Source organism: Neisseria brasiliensis, assembly GCF_009671065.1.
GTDB classification, from domain to species: domain Bacteria; phylum Pseudomonadota; class Gammaproteobacteria; order Burkholderiales; family Neisseriaceae; genus Neisseria; species Neisseria brasiliensis.
This window is the reverse complement of record NZ_CP046027.1, coordinates 1,406,357-1,431,576: the sequence shown is the minus strand read 5'-3', so window position 1 is coordinate 1,431,576 and position 25,220 is coordinate 1,406,357. Positions and strand designations below refer to the sequence as shown.

At 50.4% G+C, this 25,220-nt stretch carries 22 protein-coding genes; 12 read left to right on the top strand and 10 right to left on the bottom strand.

What is annotated here, in order from left to right:
• Positions 1–69 precede the first annotated feature (69 nt).
• The 4 genes from GJV52_RS07295 (at position 70) to GJV52_RS07280 (ending at position 4,114) form a co-directional block, all read left to right on the top strand.
• Positions 70–861, top strand: a complete 792-nt coding sequence (locus tag GJV52_RS07295; RefSeq protein WP_095502053.1) for an inositol monophosphatase family protein — start codon at positions 70–72, stop codon at positions 859–861.
• A 405-nt stretch (positions 862–1,266) separates the two neighbouring features.
• Positions 1,267–1,707 carry a universal stress protein gene (locus tag GJV52_RS07290; RefSeq protein WP_095502054.1) on the top strand — a complete coding sequence of 147 codons (441 nt, stop codon included), beginning with the start codon at positions 1,267–1,269 and terminating at the stop codon, positions 1,705–1,707.
• Positions 1,708–1,936: 229 nt separating this feature from the next.
• Positions 1,937–2,371: a universal stress protein gene (locus tag GJV52_RS07285; RefSeq protein ID WP_095502055.1), complete on the top strand. Its 435-nt coding sequence runs from the start codon at positions 1,937–1,939 to the stop codon at positions 2,369–2,371.
• Between the two features lie 174 nt (positions 2,372–2,545).
• The gene (locus GJV52_RS07280; RefSeq protein WP_100564065.1) at positions 2,546–4,114 is read left to right on the top strand and encodes an AbgT family transporter; all 1,569 of its coding nucleotides are present in this window, start codon (positions 2,546–2,548) and stop codon (positions 4,112–4,114) included.
• Between the two features lie 87 nt (positions 4,115–4,201).
• Here the strand turns inward: GJV52_RS07280 and GJV52_RS07275 are convergent, their stop codons facing one another.
• Positions 4,202–5,347 (bottom strand): 5-methyltetrahydropteroyltriglutamate--homocysteine S-methyltransferase, encoded by a 1,146-nt coding sequence (locus GJV52_RS07275; protein ID WP_095502057.1) that lies wholly within the window; start codon positions 5,345–5,347, stop codon positions 4,202–4,204.
• Between the two features lie 269 nt (positions 5,348–5,616).
• Between GJV52_RS07275 and parC the strand changes: the two genes are divergently transcribed.
• The 4 genes from parC to GJV52_RS07255 all read left to right on the top strand — a co-directional run bounded on the left by parC (position 5,617) and on the right by GJV52_RS07255 (position 12,182).
• The gene (parC, locus tag GJV52_RS07270; RefSeq protein WP_100564063.1) at positions 5,617–7,950 is read left to right on the top strand and encodes a DNA topoisomerase IV subunit A; all 2,334 of its coding nucleotides are present in this window, start codon (positions 5,617–5,619) and stop codon (positions 7,948–7,950) included.
• Positions 7,951–8,124: 174 nt separating this feature from the next.
• Entirely contained in the window at positions 8,125–9,705 is a 1,581-nt protein-coding gene (locus tag GJV52_RS07265) for an ATP-binding protein (protein ID WP_100564061.1), read from the top strand.
• Positions 9,698–11,329: a sigma-54-dependent transcriptional regulator gene (locus tag GJV52_RS07260; RefSeq protein ID WP_100564059.1), complete on the top strand. Its 1,632-nt coding sequence runs from the start codon at positions 9,698–9,700 to the stop codon at positions 11,327–11,329. Before GJV52_RS07265 ends, GJV52_RS07260 begins: the two co-directional genes overlap by 8 nt.
• A 100-nt stretch (positions 11,330–11,429) precedes the next feature.
• Entirely contained in the window at positions 11,430–12,182 is a 753-nt protein-coding gene (locus GJV52_RS07255; RefSeq protein WP_095502281.1) for a class I SAM-dependent methyltransferase, read from the top strand.
• Positions 12,183–12,221: 39 nt separating this feature from the next.
• Here the strand turns inward: GJV52_RS07255 and ptsP are convergent, their stop codons facing one another.
• The 4 genes from ptsP to GJV52_RS07235 form a co-directional block, all read right to left on the bottom strand.
• Complete coding sequence (gene ptsP, locus GJV52_RS07250; protein WP_100564057.1) at positions 12,222–13,973, bottom strand: phosphoenolpyruvate--protein phosphotransferase; 1,752 nt, start codon at positions 13,971–13,973, stop codon at positions 12,222–12,224.
• A gap of 1 nt (position 13,974) precedes the next feature.
• Positions 13,975–14,244: an HPr family phosphocarrier protein gene (locus GJV52_RS07245; protein ID WP_095502279.1), complete on the bottom strand. Its 270-nt coding sequence runs from the start codon at positions 14,242–14,244 to the stop codon at positions 13,975–13,977.
• Positions 14,245–14,346: 102 nt separating this feature from the next.
• Positions 14,347–14,787: a PTS sugar transporter subunit IIA gene (locus tag GJV52_RS07240; RefSeq protein ID WP_095502278.1), complete on the bottom strand. Its 441-nt coding sequence runs from the start codon at positions 14,785–14,787 to the stop codon at positions 14,347–14,349.
• A gap of 295 nt (positions 14,788–15,082) precedes the next feature.
• Positions 15,083–16,225, bottom strand: a complete 1,143-nt coding sequence (locus tag GJV52_RS07235) for an RNA-guided endonuclease InsQ/TnpB family protein (protein WP_095503172.1) — start codon at positions 16,223–16,225, stop codon at positions 15,083–15,085.
• A gap of 44 nt (positions 16,226–16,269) precedes the next feature.
• Between GJV52_RS07235 and tnpA the strand changes: the two genes are divergently transcribed.
• A complete protein-coding gene (tnpA, locus tag GJV52_RS07230; protein WP_095503171.1) occupies positions 16,270–16,686 on the top strand; it encodes an IS200/IS605 family transposase in 417 nt (138 codons plus the stop codon).
• A 69-nt stretch (positions 16,687–16,755) separates the two neighbouring features.
• Here the strand turns inward: tnpA and GJV52_RS07225 are convergent, their stop codons facing one another.
• Positions 16,756–17,313, bottom strand: coding sequence for a hypoxanthine-guanine phosphoribosyltransferase (locus GJV52_RS07225; RefSeq protein WP_100564456.1), 558 nt, complete (start codon positions 17,311–17,313; stop codon positions 16,756–16,758).
• A 309-nt stretch (positions 17,314–17,622) separates the two neighbouring features.
• Between GJV52_RS07225 and GJV52_RS07220 the strand changes: the two genes are divergently transcribed.
• From GJV52_RS07220 to fabF, 3 genes are all read left to right on the top strand, one after another.
• Positions 17,623–19,662, top strand: a complete 2,040-nt coding sequence (locus tag GJV52_RS07220) for a prolyl oligopeptidase family serine peptidase (RefSeq protein WP_100564454.1) — start codon at positions 17,623–17,625, stop codon at positions 19,660–19,662.
• Positions 19,663–19,918: 256 nt separating this feature from the next.
• Positions 19,919–20,155 (top strand): acyl carrier protein, encoded by a 237-nt coding sequence (gene acpP, locus GJV52_RS07215; protein ID WP_047759914.1) that lies wholly within the window; start codon positions 19,919–19,921, stop codon positions 20,153–20,155.
• 164 nt (positions 20,156–20,319) lie between these two features.
• Positions 20,320–21,567 (top strand): beta-ketoacyl-ACP synthase II, encoded by a 1,248-nt coding sequence (gene fabF, locus GJV52_RS07210; RefSeq protein WP_100564451.1) that lies wholly within the window; start codon positions 20,320–20,322, stop codon positions 21,565–21,567.
• A 98-nt stretch (positions 21,568–21,665) separates the two neighbouring features.
• Here fabF and GJV52_RS07205 read toward each other — a convergent pair whose 3' ends face one another.
• The 4 genes from GJV52_RS07205 to GJV52_RS07190 all read right to left on the bottom strand — a co-directional run bounded on the left by GJV52_RS07205 (position 21,666) and on the right by GJV52_RS07190 (position 25,176).
• Positions 21,666–22,181: a DUF2478 domain-containing protein gene (locus tag GJV52_RS07205; RefSeq protein ID WP_157798130.1), complete on the bottom strand. Its 516-nt coding sequence runs from the start codon at positions 22,179–22,181 to the stop codon at positions 21,666–21,668.
• A gap of 322 nt (positions 22,182–22,503) precedes the next feature.
• The gene (locus tag GJV52_RS07200) at positions 22,504–22,854 is read right to left on the bottom strand and encodes a murein L,D-transpeptidase (protein ID WP_229437006.1); all 351 of its coding nucleotides are present in this window, start codon (positions 22,852–22,854) and stop codon (positions 22,504–22,506) included.
• Between the two features lie 89 nt (positions 22,855–22,943).
• On the bottom strand, positions 22,944–23,456 hold the full coding sequence (locus GJV52_RS07195) for an outer membrane protein assembly factor BamE (RefSeq protein ID WP_095502270.1): 513 nt from the start codon (positions 23,454–23,456) through the stop codon (positions 22,944–22,946).
• A gap of 451 nt (positions 23,457–23,907) precedes the next feature.
• The gene (locus GJV52_RS07190) at positions 23,908–25,176 is read right to left on the bottom strand and encodes an OmpA family protein (RefSeq protein ID WP_100564445.1); all 1,269 of its coding nucleotides are present in this window, start codon (positions 25,174–25,176) and stop codon (positions 23,908–23,910) included.
• Positions 25,177–25,220: the final 44 nt, after the last annotated feature.

Sequence of the window (25,220 nt, the reverse complement as noted above, 5' to 3'; positions counted from 1 at the left end):
ACCGGCATGGGTCACTTGGCCAACGCGGTACCGCTATTTTAAGCGACCTCTGCTATTTAAGGACAAAAATTGTTACACCGATTGCAAAAACTGGTTCGTCACGTCGCGCAAACGGAAGTGATGCCTCGTTTTCTCAACACGCCGGCCAGCCGAAAAGTTGACGGCTCCATGCTCAGCGAAGCCGATTTGGCAGCGCAAACCGCATTTGCTGCAGGCTTACCACTCATCATTGATTGCCCGATGATGGGCGAAGAAATGACCACTCAAGAGCAAATCCGTTTGTGGAAGGCGCACTCGGAAAGCGGCTTGTGGGTGGTCGATCCCATCGACGGCACCAATAATTTCATCAACGGCCTGCCGCATTTTGCCATTTCCGTGGCCTATATTCAAAACGGGCGCGCGCAATTGGGCGTGATTTATAATCCGGTTAGCGGAGAATGCTTTTATGCCGAACGCGGCAACGGTGCATTTTTAAACGGCACTCGTTTGCCCTTGCGCTTGGTAGAAAAAAACTTAAAAGAATCGATTGCCGGTGTGGAAATCAAATACCTGCGCTCGGGCAAACTCACCAGCCGCATGAGCACGCTCTCCCCAGTTGGCGCCAGCCGCAGCATGGGCTGCAGCACGATGGATTGGTGCTATCTGGCTTGCGGCCGCTATGATGTGTATGTGCACGGCGGGCAGAAATTGTGGGATTATGCTGCCGGTGCGCTGATTTTTGAAGAAGCAGGCGGCTGCTTGGATACTTTAGAAGGTGATGCGTTTTGGAGTGGCGAGCATGTATTCAAACGCTCGGTCATCGCCGCGCTTGAGCCAAATGTGTTCAATAAATGGCTAGCTTGGATACGCCAGAATCAATAAAGTCTTTTATCTAACTTTAATATTCGCTTAAATTAGACAATTTATTAAAATAATTTCACTTCTTAACAGTATTTAACACTCAGAATAGTAAAATTATTCGTGCTGACACACACTGCTCTTTTATCCCTTTTGGGCAGTGCAGCAAGTAAGACGTTTTCCCGCAATGTATTGGCCATTCATACTTCTCCCTTGGTATGAATGGTTTTTTTTGTCTGCTCTTTTTGCGCTGGCGTAGTCATCGTTCAAACTTGATGAAATTAAAATGATAAGTAATTGAAATCAATATAAACATGAAAATAAGTGTAAATACACTACGCCCCTATTGCTGCTCGGCACTATACTAAAAATGAAAACAGATAATAACAATGGCCCATAGTGTCTGACAACAAAAAAGGAGACAATATCATGTTACTCGAATACCGCAACGTTCTTGTCGCCATCGATGGTTCCCCACAAGCAGAAAAAGCCTTTCACAAAGCCGTGGCCATTGCCCTGCGTAACCATTCGCGCTTGGTAATTGCGCATATTCTCGATCAATCGCTGATGCAGCACACCACGCTGCTCACGCAAAACGTCTATGAGCAGCTTGAAACCGAAGCCAAAACCATGTTGAACGATTATGCCGAGCATGCACGTCAACAAGGTGTTGCCGAAGTGGATTTGGTTTTGCAAACCGGTAATCCAAAGCTGCTTTTATCGGAAGACATTCCACAGCGTGAAAACATCAACCTGATTGTTTTGGGCGCAACCGGCCTGAATGCTTTGGAGCGCATGTTGGTCGGCTCATCTTCTGAATATATTGTTCAAAATGCGCAAACCGATGTCTTGGTGGTGCGCACTGAATAATCCAAGCGATTATTCCGTTATCCGACTGCACCTGAATTCAGGTGTAGTTTGCATAATCAGCCGATGTTTTTCAGACGGCCTATCCAAAAAAACCGATTTTGCAGTAGAAATCGGCCGGAGTTTAGATTTAAATCAATGAGAGGCCGTCTGAATCTGATTATGATAAAAACAAGCTGAAGAAAAACACTTTGAGACATTTACCTTTTCACGTTTACCAAGGAGATGACGTATGAACGAATATAAAAACATTTTGGTCGGTATCGACGGTTCGCCACAAGCAGAAGCAGCCTTGAACAAAGCCACCGCCATCGCCCAACGCAACGGCGCACGCCTGACGATTGTTCACATCGTTGAAGAAATCAAATCCTACCGAGCGGCAGCATTTGACGACGGCACACAAATCAAGTTTCAGGATCAGGCGCAAGAATTGGTCAACGGCTGCGCCAAGCGCTGCGTGGAATCAGGCTGCACTGATGTGATTTGCATTGTTGAAAAAGGCAACCCGAAAGCCCTGCTCGCCGTTGATATTCCGGCGCGAGAGAAAGTGGACTTGATTGTGACCGGCGCCACCGGCTTGAACGCATTCGAGCGCTTGATGATTGGCTCGTGCGCCAGCTACATTATTGAACACGCCAAAGCCGATGTGTTGGTTGTACGCAATTAATTAATGGTCATATCAGGCCGTCTGAAACACTTACCGAATAAGCCCTTAGGTAAATGTGTTTCAGACGGCCTTTTCTTATGCCCGAAAAACGCGCATTAATAACTTCCTGATATTTAGCAATTTACGAAATTTCACATACAATAGCTGAAATATTGATTTCACAAAGGAGGATGTATGGCGCAAGCGAACAAACAAACGGGCATTAACCGTTTTCTCAACATCGTGGAGAGGCTGGGCAATATTCTGCCCAATCCGGTGGTGTTGTTTTTAGCCTTGATTATCGCGCTGCTGATTTTGTCGGCAGTGGGTGCGTATTTTGACGTGAGCGTGATTGACCCGCGCCCTGAAGGCACCAAAGGCCGCGCCGAAGACGGCATGATTCGTGTGATTAACCTGCTCAATGGCGAAGGCTTGGCCAAAATCGTCACCCATCTGGTGAGCAACTTCACCGGCTTCGCCCCTTTGGGCACGGCCTTGGTGGCCTTGCTCGGTGTGGGCGTAGCGGAAAAATCCGGCTTGATTTCCTCAGCCATGCGCGCCATCGTATTGAATGCGCCGAAACGCTTGGTGACCTTGGCAGTCGTGTTCGCGGGCGTGATGTCCAACATCGCAGCGGAACTGGGCTATGTGGTGATTATTCCTTTGGCTGCAATGGTGTTCTACTCGCTCGGCCGCCATCCTTTGGCCGGTATTGCCGCTGCATTTTCCGGCGTATCGGGCGGCTACAGCGCCAACTTGTTAATCGGCACGGTTGACCCAATTTTGTCGGGCATCACTCAATCTTCTGCGCAATTGATTGCACCGGATTATTTGGTCGGCGCGCAAGCCAACTGGTATTTTATGGCAGTCAGCACCTTCTTGGTGGCCGGTCTTGGTTTTCTGATTACCGATAAATTAATTGAGCCGCGCTTAGGCGCTTATGACAAATCCGAAGGTGACGGTAGTGCGGAAAGCATGAGCATTGAGCAACTGAACGCGCAAGAGAAAAAAGGTTTGTGGGCGGCTTTTGCCACGATTTTGGTGTTGCTCGGTTTGATTGCCGCCGCCAGTCTGCCCGAAGGCGCACCGCTGCGCAATCCGGAAACCGGTGATTTGATGAATTCGCCGTTGATGTCGGGCATTGTGGCGTTGATTTTCGTGTTCTTTGCCCTTTCCGGCTTGGCTTACGGCAAAGTCGCCGGCACCTTGAAAACCAGCTCCGACGTAGTGGACGGCATGGTCAGCTCCATGCGCTCGATGGCGATTTACCTGACCCTGATCTTCTTCGTGTCGCAATTCGTGGCTTATTTCGGCTGGAGCAACCTAGGCCCGATTCTGGCGGTGAAAGGCTCTGAATTCCTGAAAGAAATCGGCTTGGGCGGCGGCTTGCTGTTTGTCTTTTTCGTCATCATCTGCGGCATGATTAACCTGATGATTGCCTCGTCTTCGGCGCAATGGGCGGTCACCGCACCGATTTTCGTGCCGATGCTGATGTTGGCTGGCTACGCGCCGGAAATGATTCAGGCGGCCTACCGTATCGGCGACTCGGTGACCAACATTATCACGCCGATGATGCCTTTCTTCAGCCTGACCTTAGCCATCACCATCCGCTACAAAAAAGATGCGGGCGTGGGCACTTTGGTTTCGCTGATGCTGCCCTACTCGATTGTCTTTGCCATCGGCTGGATGATTTTGTTTTATGTATGGGTGTTCGTATTGGGCTGGCCGGTGGGTCCGGGCTCAGCAACGTATTACCAGCCTTAAGGTTTAGGTTTTTATAAGCAAGGCCGTCTGAACCCTTTACGTTCAGACGGCCTTTCCATATCTCAATCATCTTTCACGATACTAAGATTATTTGCTGCCCCACACTTCATCAACAATGCTGCGAATCAGTGCCAATTTTTTCCATTGGTCTTCTTCGGTCAATTCATTGCCTTCTTCGGTAGAAGCGAAACCGCATTGCGGGCTGAGGCACAATTGGTTGATGTCAACATATTGTGTGGCTTCCTTAATGCGCTCGATGATTTCTTCTTTGGCTTCCAGTTCGCCAGATTTTGAGGTAATCAAACCCAACACGACTTGCTGGTCTTTAATGAAGCGCAATGGTTTGAAATCGCCGGCGCGGTCGCTGTCGTATTCCAAGAAGAAGCCGTCAACGTTACAGCCGCCGAACAAGATTTCCGCTACCGGCTCATAACCGCCGCTGGAGAACCAAGTCGAACGGAAGTTACCACGGCAGATGTGCATGGTTACGGCCATGTCTTGCGGCAAAGCGGCGCGGATGTCGTTCAACACTTTCACATATTTACGCGCGATGTCGTCCAAATCCAAGCCTTGTGCTTCGTATTTGGCACGTTTTTCTTCCGAGCAGAATTCGCCCCAAGAAGTGTCGTCCAATTGCAAAATGCGGCAGCCTTCGGCATACAGCGCATTACCCGCATCGATGTAGGCTTGAGTGATGTCGGCAAACAACAATTCTTCGTTGTCTTGGTAACGCTCAATCAATTGCGGATTCGGCGTGCGCACGCAGGTAATCAGGTGCAGCATGCTTGGCGACGGAATGGTGAATTTCACCGGATAATCACCCGCTTCGGCTTTCAGGGCTTTGAAGTGGTTGATGAACGGATGCACTTTCGGGAATTCGATTTTGTCGGTGATTTTCAAGGTAATCGGGCGCATGTGCGCTTGAAATTGGGTGCTGTATTCTTCTGCTTCTACCAATTCCACGCCCAACAATTCAAACAGGAAATCCAAGTGCCACCATGTGCGGCGGAATTCGCCGTCGGTTACGTTTGGCAGGCCGACTGCTTTTTCTTTGGCCACCAATTGGCTCACTTCGGCGTGTTCCACTTGGTGTAATTCGTCGGTCGAACACTCGCCGCAGGCGCATTGGCTGCGGGCTTTTTTCAAGGCGTCAGGGCGTAAAAAGCTGCCGACGATGTCGAAACGGAAAGGGGCGCGGTCGCGTAAAGTCGCGTTTGGGAAAAGCGTGCTCATGATGATCCTTTTTAGGTAACGGTTTTATATCGTCGTTTAAAATAAAAATCATACTGCGTTGCCAGCGCCCTGATGTACTCGGTGTACACGGCGGTTGCTGTCGCCTTGTTTGATTTCTATTTTAAACGACTGTAATTAACGTTTGAGTATAACAGAATCTGCTAGGTTTCAGACGGCCTATCAAGTAAAGGCCTTTGCAAACTTCAGCAAGAAACACCGTTTTGCTTTACAATACGGCGCTTGAATTTCACTCTTATTTTAGCCGCACCATGAACGAGCAAATCCCTGTTTCCCCTATCCAATCCGACCATCTGATTCTCGGCCAATATGCCGAACGCGCGTATTTGGAATATGCCATGAGCGTGGTCAAAGGCCGCGCGCTGCCTGAAGTTTCAGACGGCCAGAAACCGGTGCAGCGTCGCATCCTTTATGCCATGCGCGACATGGGTCTGACCGCCGGCGCCAAACCGGTGAAATCGGCGCGTGTGGTCGGTGAGATTTTGGGTAAATACCACCCACACGGCGACAGTTCGGCGTATGGAGCGATGGTGCGCATGGCACAGGATTTCACGCTGCGTTATCCGTTGATTGACGGCATCGGCAACTTCGGCTCGCGCGACGGCGACGGTGCGGCGGCCATGCGTTACACCGAAGCGCGTTTGACGCCGATTGCGGAATTATTGTTAAGCGAAATCAATCAAGGCACGGTCGATTTCACTCCCAACTACGATGGCGCGTTTGACGAACCCATCCACCTGCCCGCCCGATTGCCGATGGTGTTGCTCAACGGTGCCAGCGGTATTGCCGTGGGCATGGCGACTGAAATTCCGTCGCACAATCTTACCGAAGTCACCAAAGCAGCGATTGCCCTGCTGAAGAAACCTTCGCTGGAAACCGCTGATTTGATGGATTACATCCCCGCACCCGACTTTGCCGGCGGCGGCCAAATCATCACCCCTGCCGCCGATTTACAGCAGATTTACGAAAGCGGCAAAGGCAGCGTACGCGTGCGTGCGCGTTATGAAATCGAAAAACTGGCGCGTGGCCAATGGCGGGCGATTGTGACCGAGTTGCCGCCCAATGCCAACGCCGCCAAAATTCTTGCCGAAATCGAAGAACAAACCAATCCGAAGCCGAAAGCCGGTAAAAAACAGCTCAACCAAGATCAGCTCAATACCAAAAAACTGATGCTGGATTTGATTGAAAAAGTGCGCGACGAATCCGACGGCGAGCATCCCGTGCGCTTGGTGTTCGAGCCGAAATCCAGCCGCATCGAGCCGGATGCGTTTATGAACACGCTGATGGCGCAAACTTCTTTGGAAGGCAATGTGTCGGTCAACTTGGTGATGATGGGCTTGGACAACCGCCCTGCACAAAAAAACCTGAAAACCATCTTGCAGGAATGGCTGAAATTCCGCGTAACAACCGTAACACGCCGTCTGAAATTCCGCCTGACCCAAGTGGAAAAGCGCCTGCACATTCTCGAAGGCCGTCTGAAAGTTTTCTTAAGCATTGACGAAGTGATTCGGGTGATTCGCGAATCAGACGAACCGAAAGCCGATTTGATGGCGGCATTTGATTTGAGCGAAATCCAAGCAGAAGACATTCTCGAAATCCGCCTGCGCCAACTTGCGCGCTTGGAAGGCTTCAAGCTGGAAAAAGAACTGGCCGAACTGCGCGAAGAAGAAGGCCGTCTGAAGAACCTGCTACTCGGCGATGAAAACGAAAAGAAAAAGCTCATCATTAAAGAGATGCAAGCTGATATGAAACAATTTGGCGACGAGCGACGCACCTTGGTCGAAGAAGCCGGCCGCGCCACGCTGACGCAAACCACCGCCGATGAGCCGGTGACGCTGATTTTGTCGAAAAAAGGCTGGATACGCAGCCGCGTCGGCCACAATTTGGATTTGGCGCAAACCACGTTCAAAGAAGGTGACGGTTTGAAGCAAACCTTGGAAAGCCGCACCGTATGGCCGGTAGTAGTGCTTGACTCACAAGGCCGTACCTACACCTTAGATGCCTCGGAAATCCCGGGCGGCCGCGGTGACGGTGTACCAGTGGCATCTTTGGTGGACGTGCAAAACGGCGCCGAAGTGGTCGCCATGCTCACCGGTTTGCCGGATCAGCATTATTTGTTGAGCAACAGCGGCGGCTACGGCTTTATTGCCAAACTCGGCGACATGGTCGGTCGTGTAAAAGCAGGCAAAGTGGTGATGAGCGTGGAATCGGCCGAAACGGTGTTGCCACCGGTATCGGTATATGCTTCGTCGCTGATTAATCCGGATTGCAAAGTGGTGGCGGTGGCCGAGTGCCAAACTTCGCTATGGGAAGAAAGCAAAGCGCTCGCCTTTACGCTCAACGAACTCAAAGTCATGGCCAAAGGCCGTGGCTTGCAGCTCATCAGCTTGGGCGAGAAAGAGCAATTGGCGCACATTGCCGTGGTTTCCGCGCCGGAAATCCACGCCGAGAGCGAAGGCAAACGCGGTGCTACCTATAAAGAACGCATTCAACTGGCCGACATCAGCGGCAAACGTGGCAAAAAAGGCAAGCCTCTGCCGCTTTCAGGCCGTCTGAAACAATTATTCGGTGCAGGTTCTTTATAATCCGAGCATGATTTAGCCGATGTCATCACACTTTATGCCAAATCGTGATATTCTTGGGTAATACGCGTTGTGCCTACAGGATTGGCACAGCAAGTTCGGCAGTCATACGACAGGCTGCCGAATCATTCATACTAATGATTAATAAAAATAACAGTATCTTAAGGTGTGCTGAACATGACAAAATTCAGTAATCAGGAATTAGACAACTTAAGCGAACGCCTCCCCGGGCTGATCAATGTGGCTCGGATTGTGATTGTGCTGTCGCTACTGGTTTTTCAAGTTTTGGGGACATACAGCGGCATCAATCTGGAAAACGTGGCATTCCCAACCATCGAATTTTACAGCTGGGCGGCGTTGTATTCTTTTTTGATTTTGCTGTCGGTATTCCGTCCGGATTGGCAATGGCAGTCGCTCGACTTACCGAATGCCAGCGCGGTGGTCGATATCTCCATGATGGTTATTTTGGTGTATATCGCCGGCGGAATTAATTCGGGTTTTGCCATTTTGGTGCTACCGTTTATTGCCACGTCTTGCTTGCTGAGTTATGGCCATTACCCCATGCTTTATGCCGGTTATGCCTCGCTTTTGTTTGTGATTTTGCTGTTTTTAGACGGTGGCATCCGCTTCTCACCGCTGGAATGGCAAAATCAAAGTGTCCTGAACTGTATCATATTGATTGGCGCCAGCTATCTGGTTGCCATGCTGACGGCGTTTGCCGCCAAATATCTTGAGCAGGCCACCGAATCGGCCAGCAAACACCAGCTTGCCTACCGCCGCATTAGCGGGCTGAACCGCTTGGTGTTAAACCGTGTGCAAGAAGCGGTAATTGTGATTGATGCCGGTCAGCGTGTTTGGCTGTTTAACAAACAAGCGAAAAATTATTTCCCGAGCCTGGCGGTGGATCAGCAGGAATTTGTGTTCGGCGAATTGGTATCGCGTTGGCAATACCAGCCCGACAAAGCCTTTGAAACCGACATTCACATTTTCCAACACGCCATGCACGTGCGCGCCGTGCCCCTGATTCAGGAGCAAACCGAATTGCTGATGCTGTATGCGCGCTCTTTGCGTGAAGTGGCGGCCGAAGCGATGTCGACCAAATTGACCTCATTGGGTCAGCTCACCGCCAATCTGGCGCACGAAATCCGCAACCCGATGTCGGCCATCCGCCATGCCAGCGATTTGCTGCAAGACAATGAAGACATCGATCCGGTGAAAGCCAAGCTCTACGGCATCATCGACAGCAACATCCAGCGCATCGACAAAATGCTGGAAGACATTTCCCTGCTCAACAAACGCGACAACATCAGCCGCGAGCCAATCCACCTGATGAAATTCTGGCTCGGCTTCAAGCAGGAATTTACCTTAAACAATCCCGCCGCCATCGGCTGCCTGCGCATGAACATGGAAGGTTCCAACTTAACTGTCTTGTCCGACCCCATGCATTTGCAGCAAATCATGTGGAACCTATGTAACAACGCTTGGCGCCACAGCCGTCAGGACGAAAACGCCATCACCGTGTTAATCCGTCCGAGCGGCCGCATGCACATTTCGATTGTGGTGGCAGACAACGGCAAAGGTGTCGCACCAGAAGTGCGCAACCATTTATTCGAGCCGTTTTACACCACTGAAAAACAAGGCACCGGTTTGGGTTTATACGTTGCCCGCGAATTGGCACATGCCAACTTGGGCCAACTGCACTATCACCCTGAAATGAACGGTTTTGAACTGATTTTACCGAAGGACAGCAATGAGTAAGCTGCAAGACCCCGTTTTAGTTGTCGATGACGAAGCCGACATCCGCGACCTGATGGAAATGACCCTGATGAAAATGGGGCTGCGTGTGGAGACCGCAGAAGGTGTCGAACAAGCCAAAGACAAACTCGACAACAACGATTATTCGCTGGTATTGACCGACATGCGTATGCCCGACGGTTCGGGTTTGGAAGTAGTGCAATACATCGACGAATTGATGCTTGACACGCCTGTGGCCGTGATTACCGCCTACGGAAATGCCGATCAGGCCGTTGAAGCCCTGAAAGCGGGTGCGTTCGATTATCTGCAAAAACCGATTACCCTGTCGCAACTGCGCTCGCTGGTGAAATCGGCGGTAACAGTGGCCGACAATGCCGAAGTACCGCCTGCACCGCAACCGGTTAAGCCTACCCCTGCACCAGTAACGGCCGCTTTAAACAAACCGTCGGCTGCCATGGTGGCACGCCAAACGCAACCTGCTGCCGCCAAACCGGCATCGCGCGATTTAAACAAACCGATTTCCGTGCCCGACAGTCTGCGTTCCATGAAAGAGCGCTTTTCCAGCGGCGAAACCACGCCATCGCAAGAAGCGCCGCAATTGGGTGGCGAAGCCGATATGCCACGCCTACTGGGTACCTCACCGCAAATGGTTGAAGTGCGCCATCTCATCCGCCGTCTCGCACGTAGTGAAGTGCCGGTGTACATTGCCGGTGAATCAGGCACCGGTAAAGAACAGGCCGCCCGCACCATCCACGAATTATCCGATCGTGCCGATAAGCCGTTTATCGCGGTGAACTGCGGTGCAATTCCGGAAAACCTGATGGAAAGCGAATTTTTCGGTTACAAAAAAGGCAGCTTTACCGGCGCCGAGCAAGACCGTTTGGGCTTTTTCCAACATGCCGACGGCGGCACGCTATTTCTCGACGAAGTGGCCGACCTGCCTTTGGCCATGCAGGTAAAACTCTTACGCGCCATTCAGGAAAAAGCCGTACGTCGCATTGGCGATGCCCGCGAAAGCTTTGTTGACGTGCGCATTGTTTGCGCCACCCACAAAAATCTTGAAGCGCTGGTCGAAAGCGGCGCGTTCCGCCAAGACTTGTATTACCGCTTAAACGTGGTGTCGCTGCACATGCCGCCATTGCGCGAAATGCGTGAAGACTTGGGCGCGCTGATTCTGTATTTGCTCTACAAACACCGCCACGGCAACCAAACCTACAAGCTCAGCGCCAAAGCGCAAGAAGCCCTGCTGCATTACAGCTACCCGGGCAATTTCCGCGAATTGGAAAACATTCTCGAGCGTGCCGTTGCCCTCACCGTCGGCACCGTCATCCAACTGGATGACCTGCAAATCCACAACACACCGGCCGATGATGAACCGCGCGGCCATCACAGTCTTTCTCTGCAAGACATCAGTGATTCTGTGTCGGAAGCGCCATTAAACCATGAACCCTTGCCGCCATTTGACCCGCGAACCATGCAGATTCAGGATTATCTTGACCAAATCGAGCGTGACATCATTCAAAAAGCTTTGGAGCAAACCCGCTACAACCGCACTCAAGCGGCCAAGCTATTGGGCATCAGCTTCCGTTCGATGCGCTACCGCATGGAGCGTTTGGACATCAACTAAATCATTCAGACGGCCTTGATGTTATAGGCCGTCTGAAATCTCTTCAGGCCGTCTGAAAAACATTCAGACGGCCTCTGTATGAAAAAGGCCGTCTGAACACATGACCTGCATTTACCTTGCCGAATCCGCCCAAACTTCCGCCAACGAGCTGGCACACACATTCGACCTGACCATTGCCTGCCAACTGCCCGACAGCAGCGAATACCTCTACGCCGATTCAGACGGCATCAGTCTTTGCCGCGCCGGAGAAAAAGGCCGCGTGCAAGTCGATTTTGTTGGTGGTGCCGCCCAATACCGCCGCACCAAAGGCGGTGGCGAACTCATCGCCAAAGCCGTCAACCACACCAGCAAACCCACCATCTGGGACGGCACTGGCGGCTTGGGGCGCGACAGCTTTGTGTTGGCTTCATTGGGCTTAACCGTACAGACCTTTGAACAACACCCCGCCGTTGCCTGCCTACTACACGACGGCCTCAACCGCGCCTTACAACACCCCGACACCGCAGAAATTGCCCGACGCATCACGCTGCATTTCGGCGATACAGCCACACTGATGCCACAATTAGCGCAACAAATCGGCCGCCCCGATGTGGTATATCTCGACCCGATGTATCCCGAGCGGCAAAAATCCGCAGCCGTTAAAAAAGAAATGGCCTACTTCCATGGCTTGGTCGGCACGGCGCAAGACGAAGCCGCCCTGCTCAACACCGCTCGCGCCATTGCTAAAAAACGCGTGGTGGTTAAACGCCCACGCTTAGGCGAGTTTCTCAACGGCGAAAAACCGGCTTATCAATATTCAGGCAAAAGCACGCGTTTTGATGCGTATGTGCCGAATTCTCCGACTCAAGAATAGTCATAAAACAGGCCGTCTGAAATTCAGACGGCCTGTTTTTTATTCCTCGTTCGGAATCTGATTCAATTTTTTCAACAACTTTTCCGACTTTTCCGGATCATCATTGCGCAGCAACTTGGCAATCGGATACTCAAGCTGATTGGTGTCGCTCTTCAAAATGATGTTTTTCACATCCAACAAATTATTGGTATTCATGGAAAAACGGCGCAAGCCCATGCCGAGCAGTACGCGGGTGAAAGTGGTGTCGCCGGCCATTTCGCCGCACACGGATACGCTTTTTTCCATGCGGTTGGCGGTGCGGATGACGTGCTGAATCATTTTCAACACCGCCGGATGGCTCGGCTGGTAAAGGTGGCTGACGGCATCATCACCCCGATCGACCGACAACACATATTGAATCAAGTCGTTGGTGCCGATGGAAATGAAATCGACCATTTTCAAAATGCTGCCGACAGTCATCGCAGCCGACGGGATTTCAATCATACAACCGATACCCACTTCGCCGAACGCTTCACCGCGCTCGGTCAATTGTTTCTGCGCAGTTTCCAAGTGAATCAGACATTGGCGCACTTCGGATAGCGAGGTCACCATCGGCCACATTATGCGCACGGGGCCGTGTTGGGCGGCGCGTAAGATGGCGCGCATTTGTGTACGGAACATCACCGGCTCAGCCAAACACAAGCGGATGCCGGTTAAGCCCAATGCGGGATTCAGGCTGCCGTTGGGCGTGGCGTTTTGTCCGAACCAGCGCGGATTTTTGTCCACACCCAAATCGACGGTGCGGATGGTTAAACTTTTACCTTTGAGCTTTTTCACAATCCCGCTGTACACTTCGTATTGCTCGTCTTCAGACGGCATATTTTCGCGGTTGAGATAGAGAAATTCGCTGCGGAACAAGCCCACGCCGTCGGCACCGATGTTGTGTAAGGCTCTGATGTCTTCGGCGGATTCAATATTGGCGAGCAATTCGATGTTGATGCCATCGGCGGTGGTGGCGGCGGTTTTCTTGAGTTTGTTCAGCTCGCGCTTGTGGCTGCGGTATTCGCGTTCCAAGCGGCGGTATTCGGCCAGCACCACATCATCGGGGTTAATCAGCAAAATACCGTTGATGCCGTCGACAATGACGATTTCGTTTTCGGTAATCAGCTTGCGGGCATTGTGCAGACCAATCACCGATGGAATATCCAAGCTTCGGCCTAAAATGGCGGTATGGCTGGTCGGACCGCCGGCATCGGTGACAAACGCGGTGATGTGTTGCTCTTTAAACAACACGGTATCGGCCGGCGACAAATCGTGCGCAATCAGAATGGTGTCTTCAAACGGATTATTGGCCAAATTCAATTCGTTGCTCTGGCCGACCAAATGATTGTGAATGCGCTGCACCACTTGCAGCATATCCTGCTTGCGCTCGCGCAGGTAGGCATCTTCGATTTCGTCAAACTGGGCGGCGAGTTTGTCGCTTTGCTGTTTCAACGCCCATTCGGCATTGATGTTTTGTGCGCGCAACAAATCGACCGGCTCGCGTGAAAGCGTCACGTCGGTGAGCAGCATCAAGTGCAGCGAGATGAACGCGCCCAACTCGGTCGGCGCGTTTTCAGGAATGGCGTTGCGCAGCTGTTCCAATTCTTTGCGCGTGGCTTTCACCGCCGCATCAAAACGCGCCACTTCGGCCTCGATGTTTTCCGGTTCGATATCATATTGCGGCACTTCGGTGCTGCCACGCGACACCAAGTGTGCATGGCCGATGGCGATGCCCTTGCCCGCCGCCACGCCGTATAGCACGATACTCATATCATTCGCCTTCGCCGAAGTAATCGTTAATCAACTCAACCAAGGCTTGCATGGCGGCGGCTTCGTCGCTACCGTCGACTTCGATTTCAATCACGCTGCCTTTAGCGGCGGCCAGCATCATTAAGCCCATGATGCTTTTGCCGTTGACGCGGCTGCCGTTTTTGCTGACCCAAACTTCGCTTTGAAAGCGTGATGCGGTTTGGGTGAATTTGCTCGACGCGCGCGCGTGTAAGCCCAATTTGTTGATGATTTCGATTTCTTGCTTGAGCATGGCTTTTCCTGTTTTTGTTTTTTATCTATACGCTTTCAGACGGCCTCAACCCATAGGCCGTCTGAAAAAATCTATTGATGCAGCGGGTCTGATGAATTCGTTTCAGACGGCCTCTGCCGCTTTTTTGCACATCAAATCATCCGGCGTGGCCGTAATCGCAAAAATACCGCGAATCGCCGCTTCTTTCACGGTTTCGGTAAACGCGGTCAGGTCGGTAGCAGCCGGTGCGTATTGCACGGCTTTAATCATCATCGGCGCATTCAGGCCGGTGAGAATTGCCGATTTGCCTTCGCGCACCATGCGGCGGGCGGCGTTGCACGGGGTGGCGCCAAAAATATCGGTCATAATCAACACGCCATCACAATCTTCCGGAAATTCCTGAATCATAGAAATGGCGCGGTTAATCACGTCGTCTTGGTCTTCGTTCGGCTCTGCGCCCAAAATATGCACGTTTTCAGGGCTGCCTTCGGGGAAAAAATGATGTGTCAGACCACGGTAGGCTTCGCCTATGGTTTCGTGGGTAATGATAAGTAAGCCAATCATTTGCGTTCCTGAAATAAGGTTTTTTATGGTGTCGAGATGGTTGCGAAAAATAGATAAACAAGACCGTCTGAACGTGTTTACAGTCGTTTTACCGCTTTTTTTCAGACGGCCTATTTATTAATCCTGCTTCAAAGCTTGACGTCCTTCCCTCCCTGAAGGGAGGGAATTCCTACGGCGATTTGTGAACGGCATTGAGCCATTCACAAATCGCTTCGGTGGGTTTCTGCTGCTGACCGCCTTACTGCACGGTTCACTTCACAGACGCTACGGGCACGTCCTGCCCTGAAACTTCATTTTACTTTTGCGCTGCCAAAATCTCTTGACCGCGCTTTAACACATTGATTGCACCCACAATATCCGCATTGTTTTGATAGCCACATTGCACACATTCAAAGTTTGCCTGTGTTTGACGGTTATCTTTGGCAGTATGTCCGCAAGCTGGGCAACAACGACTGGTATTTTGTGGCGGAACAGCCACCAAATGCCCACCGCGCCACAACAGCTTATAGTCCAACTGACGGCGAAACTCAAACCAAGACTGGTCTAAAATCGCACGGTTTAAGCTTGATTTGGCAGCAACGTTTTTTCCATGCTGCACGGCGTTGCCTTTAGCGGATTTGGACATATTCGCCACCTGCAAATCTTCCACATACACAATCGCGTGGTTTTGGCTGATTGCGCTGCTGATTTGGTGCAGGTAGTTTTTACGGATATTGCTGATTTTGTGGTGCAAACGGCTGATTTTTGCTTTCAGTTTCTGCCAGTTTTTGCTGAATTTGGTTTTGTGTTTGAACTGTTTTTGCAGTTTTGCTAGTTTGCCTTTCAACGTTTTGAATGCGTTGATTGGCTCAAAAAACTGACCATTGGACAATGTTGCAAATTTGGCAACACCCATATCAATCCCAGTTTCGCCACCGTTTGGCTGCGCGATTTCCTGCTCGGTTTCGGTTTGCATAGATACAAACCATTTACCGCATTTTTGCGATACGGTTACGTTTTTCAGGCTGCCTGAAACGTGTCGGCTGTTGCGATAGCGCACCCAACCGATTTTGGGCAAATAGATACGATTATTTTGCTGCTCCAATTTACAGCCTTGCGGAAAGCGGAAACTGTCTTTTTCGCCTTTGCGTTTGAATTTGGGGAAATCTGCGCGTTTGGCAAAGAAGTTTTTGAATGCGCTTTCCAAGTCTTTCAAACTTTGCTGCAAAACTTGGCTGTGGCAGTCTTTTAGCCAGTCTAATTCTCGTTTCCATTCAGGCAGCAAATTTGCGATTTTGGTGTAGCTAAATTTGAACGAATTATCTTGTTGATATTGTTCGTTTTGATACGCCAAAGCACGATTGAATACGAAACGCGAACAACCGCAAAATTGTTTCATTTTGCGGATTTGCTCGCCGTTTGGCATCAGTTCAAATTTGAATGTTTTGAGTATTAACATGATTTCATGGATAATGGAATTTTTAGCAATTTTACACTTGGTCTATGGAAAAAGAAACTGATTTAAGACGTGGTCGGCACGTTGTTTTTAATCTTCATGTACATTTGGTATTTGTCGCAAAATATCGCCGAAAAGTGTTCACAAAAGAAATTTTGGACGATATGCGCGGTATTTTTGAGAGCGTCTGCACCGATTTTGAAGCGCAACTGGTGGAATTTGACGGCGAAGATGACCATGTTCATTTACTTGTGAACTATCCGCCCAAAGTGTCTATTTCAAAACTGGTGAACAGCTTGAAAGGTGTATCTAGCCGCATGATTAGACAGAAAAATTATCCAAGCATCAAACAAAAATTATGGGGCGGTGCGTTGTGGTCGCCGTCTTATTTTGCAGGTAGCTGTGGTGGTGCGCCGATTACGATTATTCGGCAGTATATTGAACAGCAGAAAACGCCTGATTAACTGAATATCAACGGTTTTAGGACTGCTACGCAGTCCGCGCCTTATATCTCCGCCGTGAACGGCGAAGTTTTACGGCGCAGCCTGATAAATTTCGCCCAAATTGCGCCAGCAACCGGCCGCATCCATGCCGTAGCCGAACACATAGCGGTTGGGCACATCCAAACCGACGTAATCGCCTTGGGTCGGCTTTTCTTTGTCGATGAGTTTATTGGCAAACACCGCCGCACGACAACTTGCCGCACCCATTTCCAACAGCTTTTCCTGAATCGCGTGCATGGTGTGGCCTTCGTCGAGAATGTCGTCCAACACCACCACATGGCGGCCGCGGATTTGCTCGGCATCGGGCATGCGTTTCCAATTGAAATTACCGCCCTGCAATTTGTCGCCGTAGCGCGAAACGTGCACATAATCAAAATCCAGCGGAAAGCGCAGCAGCGGCAGCAATTGTCCGGTAAACACCACCGCCCCGCCCATTACAGGCAGCAGCAGCGGATATTTGTCGCCCAAATCACGGGTGATGTCGTCGGCCACTTTTTGCAGCGCGGCTTGGCATTCTTCTTGGCTGAACAACAATTCGGCGTTGTCGAGCATGGTTTGGGTTTGATGGCGTTTGGTTTCGAGATCCATTTGTCTGTACCGCTGAAAATCTAAAATTCAATTATAACAGCACGGTTACAACGGCGGCTAAAATATCGCAGTGCACCATCACAATCAGACTGAGACCTTTGCAAAACCCCAGATTTGAGTACAGTTCAAAGTTATAGCAGCGCAGAAAGCGAAGATATATCACTTAGATAGGCAAGCTTTCGAGCAGCGCATAACGAAGAAATGTGCCAAAGATGGGGAGTTTGCAAAGGTCTCAAGGCTGTCTGAAACTTTTCCCCAACCCTTTGCGCTATAATATGCCCCTTTCCTTTTTCAGACGGCCTATCCGCCATGACGCAGCATTCCGACCCGTTCCAACATTTTGAAAACCTCGATTCCCCTGCTACGCAAAGTTTCGCCAATGAAGCACACCGCGAAACCCAAGCGCGTTTTATGGCAAACGATGCCACGCGTGCGCTTTCAGACGGCATTTTGGCGCAAATGCAGGACACGCGCCAAATTCCGTTTTGCCAAGAGCATCGCGCGCGCATGTACCATTTCCATCAAGACGCGGAATACCCGAAAGGCGTGTACCGCGTGTGCACCGCCGCGACCTACCGCTCGGGCTATCCGGAATGGGAAATCCTGTTTTCGGTGGCCGATTTCGATGAAATTTTGGGCGACGATGTGTACCTCGGCGGCGTGTCTCACTTGGCGGGAAAACCGAATCTGGCCTTGCTGACCTTGAGCCGCGCCGGTGGCGATGTCGCCTATACTTTGGAAATGGATTTGGCTACAGGCTCGCTGGTGGACGGCGGCTTTCACTTTCCGGCGGGCAAAAACCACATTTCATGGCGCGATGAACACAGCGTGTGGGTGTGCCCCGCGTGGGACGAGCGCCAGCTCACGCAAGCGGGCTATCCGCGCGAAGTGTGGCTGGTCGAGCGCGGACAAAGTTTTGAAGAAGGCACGCCGGTGTTCCAAATCGGGCACGACGGCATGATGGTCAATGCTTGGCGCTATCTCGACCCGCAAGGTTCACCGATTGATTTAATCGAAGCCTCACAAGGGTTTTACACCAAAACCTATTTGCAGGTTTCCGCGCAAGGCGAAGCCAAACCTTTGAATCTGCCGGAAGATTGCGATGTGGTCGGCTATTTGTCCGGCCATTTGATGCTGACCTTGCGCAAAGACTGGCACCGCGCCAACCAAAGCTATCCGAGCGGTAGTCTGTTGGCAGTGAAATTAAACAAAGGCGAACTGGGCGCGGCGCAATTATTGTTCGCACCCAATGACACGCAAGCCTTGGAAAGTGTGGAAACGACCAAGCGTTTTGTGGTGGCCAGCACTTTGGAAAACGTACAAGGCTGTCTGAAAGCATGGCGTTTTGCCAATGGCGCATGGCAGGAAGTCGAATTACCGCACCTGCCGATGGGCGCATTGGAAATGACTGACCAGCCGTGGGGCGGCGATGTGGTGTATTTGGCCGCCAGCGATTTCACCACGCCGCTGACCTTGTATGCACTGGATTTAAATGTGATGGAACTCACCGTCATGCGTCGCCAGCCGCAGCAATTTGCCGCCGATGGTATTGAAGTAAAGCAGTTTTGGACAAGCTCGGCAGACGGCACGCAGATTCCTTATTACCATGTCGGCAAACATGTTTCAGACGGCCTCAAACCGCATACGCCGACTTTGGTATATGTGTACGGCGGTTTTGGTGTGCCGGAATTGCCGCATTATTTGGGCAGCATCGGCAAATATTGGCTGGAACAAGGCCATGCGTTTGTATTGGCCAACGTGCGCGGCGGCGGCGAATTCGGCCCGCATTGGCACCAAGCTGCACAAGGTTTGCACAAACACAAAAGCACCGACGACTTGCTTGCCATTGTTGACGATTTAAGCCGCCGCGGTTTGACTTCACCCGAACACATCGCCCTGCAAGGCGGCAGCAACGGTGGCTTGGTAGTGGCTTCTGCTTTTGTGCGCCAGCCGGAAAGTTTCGGCGCAATGGTGTGCGAAATGCCGCTGACCGACATGCTGCGCTATCCTTTGTTATCGGCCGGGTCAAGCTGGACCGACGAATACGGCAACACGCAAAAATACGACATCTGCCACGAATACTGGCTGCAGCATTCACCCTACCACAACATTTCAGACGGCCACCGCTATCCGCCGGCATTAATCACCACCAGCTTGAGCGACGACCGCGTCCATCCTGCCCATGCGCTGAAGTTTTACGCCAAACTGCGCAACCACAGCCCGCAATCGTGGCTGTATTGTCCCGACAACGGTGGCCACACCGGCAACGGCACGCAACAAGATTCCGCCGACGAATTGGCCTGTATCCTGACGTTTTTAAACAGTTTTTTAGTAAAAAAGGCCGCCTGAACGGCAAAATCCCCATTCAGACGGCCTGTAAGCGGCGTTCTCATGTAAAATTTACCCGCTTAACTCCTTGATCACAAACAAAAACAAAATGCTGCTTGTAGGATAAAAACAGCCTATGATAATATGCAGCGTAATGAAAACTTTCCCTGAAAATGCAGAAAGTGCATTTTTAGATGGAAAACTCTAAACGAATTCGGTAAAATACATCCGATTTATTTTTTCAAACCCGCCGCAAGGCATATAAGGAACGACTAACATGTCAAATATCGAACAACAAGTTAAAAAAATTGTTGCTGAACAACTGGGCGTGAATGAAGCCGAAGTGAAAAACGAATCATCTTTCCAAGACGATTTGGGCGCAGACTCATTGGACACCGTTGAATTGGTAATGGCTTTGGAAGAAGCTTTCGGTTGCGAAATCCCTGACGAAGAAGCCGAAAAAATCACCACCGTACAATTGGCTATCGACTACATCACTGCCCATAACGGCTAATCCGTAGTCTCTCCAACACATCGGCCTCTGCTGCGATTCCGCATACAGGGGCTTTTACCTTATTAGATATGCTTAAAATTAGAGAAAAACTCTAATTTTCAGACGGCCCCACAGGCATTTTGCCCTACCGTCAACCAATCCCGATTAACGACAGCGAGATTATCATGAGTCAACGAAGAGTAGTCATCACAGGCCTCGGCCAAGTATCACCGGTCGGCAACGACGTCGCCACCGCATGGAGCAACCTGCTCGCAGGCAAAAGCGGCATCGGCATGATTACCCGCCTTGACGCTTCCGAAATCAACAGCCAAATCGCCGGCGAAGTGCGCGATTTCGACATCGGCGAATACATCAGCGCCAAAGAAGCCCGCCGCATGGATGCCTTTATCCACTACGGTTTGGCCGCTGCCCTGCAAGCCATTCAAGACGCCGGTTTGGACGATACCCCTGATTTGGACAAAGACCGCGTTGGCGTGATCATCGGTTCGGGCATCGGCGGTATGCCGAGCATCGAAGCCACCGGCATTGCCGTGCAAGAAGGCGGCGCGCGCAAAATCAACCCGTTCTTTATTCCAGGTTCGCTGATTAACCTGATTGCCGGCCATGTGACTATTTTAAAAGGCTACCGTGGCCCTTCATACGGCATGGTTTCGGCATGTACCACCGGTGCGCACTCTATCGGCGATGCAGCTCGTTTGATTAAATACGGCGATGCCGACGTGATGGTAGCAGGCGGCGCCGAAGGCTCTATCAATTTATTGAGTGTTGGCGGCTTTGCGGCCATGAAGGCTTTGTCGACCCGCAACGACGATCCTACCGCCGCTTCCCGCCCATGGGACAAAGGCCGCGACGGTTTCGTGATTGCCGAAGGTGCCGGTATTTTGGTGCTGGAAGAATTGGAACACGCCAAAAAACGTGGTGCGAAAATCTACGCTGAAATCGTCGGCTTCGGCATGAGCTCTGATGCCTACCACATCACCGCACCAAACGAAGAAGGCCCTGCACTGGCCGTAACCCGCGCCTTGAAAGATGCCGGTTTGAACCCGACTGACGTAAATTACGTCAACGCACACGGTACCTCAACCCCATTGGGCGATGCCAACGAAACCAAAGCACTAAAACTGGCTTTGGGCGAACATGCGAAAAATGTAGTGGTAAACTCCACCAAATCCATGACCGGCCACTTACTGGGCGCGGCCGGTGGCGTGGAAGCCATATACAGCATCATGGCGATTCACGATCAAAAATCGCCACCAACCATCAACTTAGAAGATCAAGACATCGAAGCAGGCTGCGATTTGGACTACTGCGCCAACGAAGCGCGCGACTTGAACATCAATGTTGCCATTTCCAACTCTTTCGGCTTCGGCGGCACCAACGGTACGCTGGTATTCAAAAAGTTTGAAGGCTGATTGATTTAATTAAAAAGGCCGTCTGAACCAATATTGTTCAGACGGCCTTTTTGTATGATTAACGCCCAAGGTTATCCACTAACAAATATAAGCACTAATCAATCTGCTTTATGGCTTTGAACGTGATGTTCTCCCCAAGCCAAAACCTCTTCCACGCTAGATAATTCTTCCCCCATGCCATCGGTAAACGCGCGCCAATCCGACAAGTATTTATCCTGCAACAACGAAATCACCGGAATCCCCTGCCCAATGGCTTGCGCATATTCCTCAATCAAACCGCTGTTTTCACTTTCGGCATGGCCAAATTTGTTAAACACCAAAATATCCGGCGGTGTTTGCAAAGCTTCGCGGATAACTTCCGAGGATGCCGCCAAGCCACGCGGATCAAGCAGGCAAGCATCGATGGTGCAGCCTTGATCATACATGATGGTATATACCCTGCTATCTGTTAAAGACTGCACACGTTCGCGCAATTTTTGGCCGTTCTCATCCAACGGATTCAACAAGCCCGCTACCCTTAAGCCTTGCTGCTGCCAATACTTTACCGCCTGCCACAAGGCCTGTAATTCATCGTTTCCCTCACCTTGATACATCAACACGGCAATCGGTTTCATGGTTTTCATCTCCGGTTATCAACGGATAAAAGCTTATGCCAACTCTGCGAGTGTGGCAAGCTTTTCTCGAGACAACCTGAGACCTTTGCAAAACCCCAGATTTGAGTGCAGTTCGAAGTGAGAGCAGCACAGAAAGCGCAGATATATCACTTAGATAGGCAAGCTTTCGAGCAGCGCATAACGAAGAAATGCGCCAAAAATGGAGATTTTGCAAAGGCCTCAACCTAAATACTCTTTCTAATATTCAGCCCCCCCATTCTTCTATCCCAAAATAAAAAAAGGATGTCGGTTTCCCAACATCCTTTTCAAACGGCCTATTCGCTTAAATCACTTCTAAAGTGAAATAATGACGCAATTTTTCATACACGTTGTCCGTAACGTTGATGCAACCATTGGTCATGACGCGATCGGCCACCAATGGCGAAGCAATGCGTTCCATGCGTCGCTCGGAAGGTTTACCCAACCAAACGCGATGTAAGGCAAACAAGAAATCGCGCTCTTCTTTAAAACCGATTACCTCTCCACCATAGCCCGATTTTTTCGTGGCCATGATGGTCATCGGGAACGTACCCTTAGGCGTGGTTTTACCGATGAGCACGGGATGACATTGTTTATCATCGGCAAAGCACAATTCGGCCTTTGCGGTATCCACAATGACCTTCTTACGCTTCATGTAATCACTGACGGCATCGGCGCTGGCAAACGTGTTCAAGCCCAATAATAAGGCCGTAGTTAACCAAAATTTTTTCAAATTCTATCCCATTACTGACGGATGCGTTGCGGCGTGGTCACTACTTCGCGGATAATCACTTGCGGCTCTGCTTTAGGGGCAGGCGGCGGACAGGCTGCATCTTCAGGGAATACAGGATTCCAGTGGAAGCTGCGGGCAAATTTGTTTTTATCATAGATCACTTTGTATTGACAAGTAGTGATGCCTTCTACACCTGAAGTGTTGTCAGGATCCACGCCTACACCTGGGGTATAGAAGTGGAACAGGTAATCCCACTCGCGCACGCCAACCATGCCTTCATCGTAATGAGGGCGACCCAAGATTTTGTAGATGTCGTCTTTGGTCAAACCTGGGCGCATTTGGTCTAATTCATCCCAAGTTGGGAAAGTGCCGCGGTCGTTATTGAAAGTCAGTGAATAAGGCTTAGGGAACACCGGATTGTCGGTGGTGCCTTCCGGTGTAATGTTGCTCTTGGTGGCACATGCTGCCAACAAGCTGGTTGCCAATAACGACAAACCGATTTTAACGATTTGATTTGTTTTCATAAGATAATCCTTTTTGATTTCCCGAACCGCCTTTTTTCAGACGGCCTTAATTGATTCCGGCACTACGCTGCTGCCGCTTACTTAAAAAAATGACATACGGCATTTTTCAATTCTAAATGACCAAAGTGCCATATTTCCAATATCGTCAGAAACTGACATTTATTGTCACTTTGTAACAATTTCATTCAACAATAACCTAAAATGCCAATAAGATTGTCATGACAGTATAGATATGATTGATGACATATCTTACTATTAGGTCTTGTTTTATTTAGAATTTCACTAAATGATTGAAAAACACCTTATTTCTGCTTAATATACCATGCAATTTTCATGCCATATTTTAAATAAATATTAAATAAGCATGATGCGTTACTATAATAAAGAGGCCGTCTGAACAATTTGCGTCCAGACGGCCTTTATTTAATTCACCAAATCATCACTGATTCGATTAACCTTCAACTTTCACTTCAACACGACGGCCTTCTTGCTCATTACCGACTGCGCCGGTGGTGTTTTCAGGTTTACGCAACTCAATATTCGCTGCGTCCACGCCTTGTGCTTCAAAGAAGGCTTGAACAGCTTGAGCACGTTGTTTAGACAATTCTTCATTGGCTGCAGCGTCACCCGTGCTGTCGGCAAAGCCGCTGATGACCAGTTTTTTGCCTTCTTTACCGGCAGCAATCACTTCTGCAACGATGGCATCTGCACCTTCGGCAATGTCATTTTTACCGGTCGCAAAGTAGAATTTGGCTACGCCATCTTCCACCAATACACGAGCCGCTGAATCTGCTTCTTGAACCACAGGATCAGTTGCCGAAGCCACGGCAGGTGTTGTGTCAGAAGCTACAGGCGCTGCCACTTCAGAGGCCGCCATTGGCTCAGCTACTTCAACCGGAGCAGACGCTTCTTCTACTGGAACAGCTACATCAGATGCAGCAGGGGCGCTTGCTTCAACCGGTGCAGGAGCTGGAGCAGGTTCTTGTTTGTTGCCACAGCTCTTGAAGGCAAACAATGCGGCCAACGCAGCCAGACCCAAGACAATCCATTTACCTGCGCCACCTTTTTTGGCTACTACAGGTGCGGCCGCTGCTGCAGAGGTATTCGCGGTAGAAGCTGTTGCCGCTGCGCCAGTTGCACCCAAACCGCTGATCGCATTAGTCAGGCCGCCGAACAAACCACTCAAGCTGCCAATACCCAATGCCGATAACATGTTCGGGCTCAATACGCGTGACAACCAGCCTTGTTGTTGGCCTAACAAGCCCAGCAATTGACCGCCGCTCAAATTGTCGCTTTGTGCTTTACCACGCAAAACAGACAATACCAAAGGCAATGCCAATGCCAACAATGAACCTGAAGATGCTTTAGAAATACCGCTTTCTGCTGCAATTTGGTCGGCTACATTTGGCGCATTACCACCCAATAAGTTAGGCAGCAATTGTTTGCCCAAATCAATCAGGCTGCTCGCACCGTTACCGGTAGTCACGTCGGCAACCGCAGTATTCAAACGCGCACCACCTGCACCAGTAATCAAATCCAACAAACCTGAAGCGTTGGCAGTATTGCCGCTCACATGTTTTACCAAGCCGGCAATAATCGCAGGCACAGCCAAACCGGCTGCTTGCGTGCTGTTTTCAGCAGACTCGCCGTTGGCTGTTAAAAATTGACCCAACACATTACCCCCTTGGCTTTGCAACAAGTTACCTAAATCTAAAGACATATCCATTTCCTTTATGTTTGTTGTAGAAACTCCGCATATTCGCG

Coding starts and splice junctions, on each gene's coding strand:
- GJV52_RS07290 (WP_095502054.1), top strand. CDS start 1,267: ATGTTACTCGAATACCGCAACGTTCTTGTCGCCATCGATGGTTCCCCA.
- GJV52_RS07285 (WP_095502055.1), top strand. CDS start 1,937: ATGAACGAATATAAAAACATTTTGGTCGGTATCGACGGTTCGCCACAA.
- GJV52_RS07280 (WP_100564065.1), top strand. CDS start 2,546: ATGGCGCAAGCGAACAAACAAACGGGCATTAACCGTTTTCTCAACATC.
- GJV52_RS07275 (WP_095502057.1), bottom strand. CDS start 5,347: ATGAGCACGCTTTTCCCAAACGCGACTTTACGCGACCGCGCCCCTTTC.
- parC (WP_100564063.1), top strand. CDS start 5,617: ATGAACGAGCAAATCCCTGTTTCCCCTATCCAATCCGACCATCTGATT.
- GJV52_RS07265 (WP_100564061.1), top strand. CDS start 8,125: ATGACAAAATTCAGTAATCAGGAATTAGACAACTTAAGCGAACGCCTC.
- GJV52_RS07260 (WP_100564059.1), top strand. CDS start 9,698: ATGAGTAAGCTGCAAGACCCCGTTTTAGTTGTCGATGACGAAGCCGAC.
- GJV52_RS07255 (WP_095502281.1), top strand. CDS start 11,430: ATGACCTGCATTTACCTTGCCGAATCCGCCCAAACTTCCGCCAACGAG.
- ptsP (WP_100564057.1), bottom strand. CDS start 13,973: ATGAGTATCGTGCTATACGGCGTGGCGGCGGGCAAGGGCATCGCCATC.
- GJV52_RS07245 (WP_095502279.1), bottom strand. CDS start 14,244: ATGCTCAAGCAAGAAATCGAAATCATCAACAAATTGGGCTTACACGCG.
- GJV52_RS07240 (WP_095502278.1), bottom strand. CDS start 14,787: ATGATTGGCTTACTTATCATTACCCACGAAACCATAGGCGAAGCCTAC.
- GJV52_RS07235 (WP_095503172.1), bottom strand. CDS start 16,225: ATGTTAATACTCAAAACATTCAAATTTGAACTGATGCCAAACGGCGAG.
- tnpA (WP_095503171.1), top strand. CDS start 16,270: ATGGAAAAAGAAACTGATTTAAGACGTGGTCGGCACGTTGTTTTTAAT.
- GJV52_RS07225 (WP_100564456.1), bottom strand. CDS start 17,313: ATGGATCTCGAAACCAAACGCCATCAAACCCAAACCATGCTCGACAAC.
- GJV52_RS07220 (WP_100564454.1), top strand. CDS start 17,623: ATGACGCAGCATTCCGACCCGTTCCAACATTTTGAAAACCTCGATTCC.
- acpP (WP_047759914.1), top strand. CDS start 19,919: ATGTCAAATATCGAACAACAAGTTAAAAAAATTGTTGCTGAACAACTG.
- fabF (WP_100564451.1), top strand. CDS start 20,320: ATGAGTCAACGAAGAGTAGTCATCACAGGCCTCGGCCAAGTATCACCG.
- GJV52_RS07205 (WP_157798130.1), bottom strand. CDS start 22,181: ATGAAACCGATTGCCGTGTTGATGTATCAAGGTGAGGGAAACGATGAA.
- GJV52_RS07200 (WP_229437006.1), bottom strand. CDS start 22,854: ATGAAGCGTAAGAAGGTCATTGTGGATACCGCAAAGGCCGAATTGTGC.
- GJV52_RS07195 (WP_095502270.1), bottom strand. CDS start 23,456: ATGAAAACAAATCAAATCGTTAAAATCGGTTTGTCGTTATTGGCAACC.
- GJV52_RS07190 (WP_100564445.1), bottom strand. CDS start 25,176: ATGTCTTTAGATTTAGGTAACTTGTTGCAAAGCCAAGGGGGTAATGTG.